The sequence below is a fragment of the Cellulomonas septica genome (genome assembly GCF_012396155.1).
Lineage (GTDB): Bacteria > Actinomycetota > Actinomycetes > Actinomycetales > Cellulomonadaceae > Cellulomonas > Cellulomonas septica.
In genome coordinates, this window is the sequence record NZ_JAAXOY010000624.1 from 1 (window position 1) to 2,076 (window position 2,076).

The window sequence follows — 2,076 nt, forward strand, 5'->3', positions numbered from 1 at the left end:
CGGTCGCCGCCCGACGACCACAGGGTCTCCTTGACGCCGTCGAGCTCCGAGCGGGCCGCGGCGATGCGGGCCTGCGTCTCGGCGACGTGGTCGCGCGCGCGGTGCTGGCGGCGCTGCAGGTCGGCCTCGGCGTCGCGCAGCAGGTCGAGGCGGCGCTCGTGCTTCCACAGCGCGGCGGGTGACGCGGGCTCGTCGAACGTGCCGATCTCGTCGATGACGCGCAGCCGGTCGGCGGCCTCGTCGATCTCGGCGCGCAGCGCCCGGATCGGCTCGAGCGCCTTGACCTGCTGGCGTGCGGTGACCATCTGGTCGCGCGTGCCGGAGAGCTTGTCGAACTGCTCGACGACGGCGTCGGCCGTCGCGTAGGTGTCGGGCTCCTCGAGCACCATCGCCTTGTACAGCGCGTCGACGGTGGTGATCTGCTGCCCGGCCTGGATGCGACCGAGCAGCGCGACGGCCTTGGCGCCGTCGCCGGACGCGCCGATGCCGAGCGTCGCGTGCAGGCGCGCGGTGAGGTCGCGGTCGGTGTCGAAGACGGTCAGACCGGCCTCGGTGAGCGCGGGACGCGCGAACCGGTGCGCCGCGGCGTCCTCGAGCGTGCGCAGGTCGAACGACCCGTCGCGCGTCGCGCGGACCGCGACGACCTCCTCGAGCGTGCGAGCCGCCGACGGCACGTACCAGGCGCGCACGGCCGTGAGCTCGGTGCCGCCCTGGTCGGTCCACGTCATCGCGATCGCCGACCACGTGTCGCGCCCGTCGCCGCGCAGCACGCGCTGGCGGGTGCTGCCCTCGTCGGTGCGCGACTCGTCGAGCTTGCCGCGCGCGTACGACAGGATGTTGCGCTGGTCCTTGCCGCGCGGCCGCCCCACGACCCCGCCGTTCGACGCGCCGTTGAACGGCGTGGTGTGCGGCATGAGCAGCGCGATGTACGCGTCCATGAGCGTCGACTTGCCCGACCCCGAGCCGCCCGACAGCAGCGTCGCGGTCGACGCGAGCCGCACGCGGTGGTGGCCGTCGTAGCCGCCCCAGTTGACGAGCTGCAGGTCGCGCGCGACCCACTGCTGCCCCGTCGACGCCTCCGGGATCAGCCCGAACAGCGTGTCGACCATCGTCATCGGACGTCCTCCTCGCCCGCGCCGCCGCGGACCTGCACCCCGCTCGCGCCGCGGACCTGCTCGGCGAGCCACGTGCGCAGCTCGGTGAGCCGCTCGTTGCTCAGCACGACCTCGACGAGCGGCGTCACGCGGAACCGCCCCTCCGACTCCTCCTCGATCAGCCCCTCCTTCGCGAGCCGCGCGACCGCCGCGCGGATCTCGCGCTGGTGGCTCGCGACGTTCGTGTCGTCGGGGTCGAAGTACGTGAGCGCGGTCTGCTCGATCTCCTCGACGTCGACGCGCACGGACGTCTCCCCCGCACCGCGCTCGCGCTGGAACACGGTGCGCAGGTGCACGAGGACGAGGGTCTCGGCGCGCGAGTACGCGTCGTCGCGCAGCAGCACGGGCACGTCGAGCTCGGCCGAGCGGACCTGCCGCTTGTAGGCGATGCCGCGGTCGTGGTCGACGACGAGGTGCACGAACAGGTCGTGCAGCCGGGACTCGATGACCTGCTGGTTCTCGAGCAGCGTGCGCCACTGGGCGCGGTTGCGGTCGGCGACGAGGAACCGGCGCTGGAGCAGGCGCACGAGCACGCGGCGCACGTCGGCGTCGAGGGTCCCCGAGTCGCCCGCGAACAGCTCCGCGGGGTCCTCCTCCATCGGCACGGGCGGGATGAACCCGCCGCGCTCGTCGGGCGTCGCGAGGTCGTCGGCGTCGTCGGGCGCGTCCGGCAGGTCCGTGGCGTCGGGCGCGTCGACGGCGTCCGGCAGGTCGACGGCGTCGTCCTGCGCGTCGGCGTCGGTCGCGACGGTCGGGGCGTCAGTCATCGGTGTCGTCCTTCGTGCGGATCGTGACGCCGCCGAACGCGAGGCGTCGGCGGGCGCCGTCGGGCCGGACCGCGTCGACGAGCGCGACCCGGTCGGTCTCCGTCATGCCGTGGGCGTGCGCGAGCTCGAGCAGGCCCAGGAGGTCCACGGGCCGG

2 protein-coding genes are annotated in these 2,076 nt (G+C 74.2%); both read right to left on the bottom strand.

Annotated features, from left to right (window positions below; genetic code table 11):
* The coding region (locus HGA02_RS17385) for an ATP-binding protein (RefSeq protein ID WP_246248009.1) at nucleotides 1–1,115 on the bottom strand (1,115 nt) is incomplete at its 3' end.
* Complete coding sequence (locus HGA02_RS17390) at nucleotides 1,112–1,753, bottom strand: DUF4194 domain-containing protein (protein ID WP_210728752.1); 642 nt, start codon at nucleotides 1,751–1,753, stop codon at nucleotides 1,112–1,114. The genes HGA02_RS17390 and HGA02_RS17385, both read right to left, overlap by 4 nt.
* Between the last annotated feature and the right edge of the window lie 323 nt (nucleotides 1,754–2,076).

Excerpts from the sequence above, each read along its gene's own strand:
- HGA02_RS17390 (WP_210728752.1), bottom strand. The coding sequence starts at position 1,753 with ATGGAGGAGGACCCCGCGGAGCTGTTCGCGGGCGACTCGGGGACCCTC.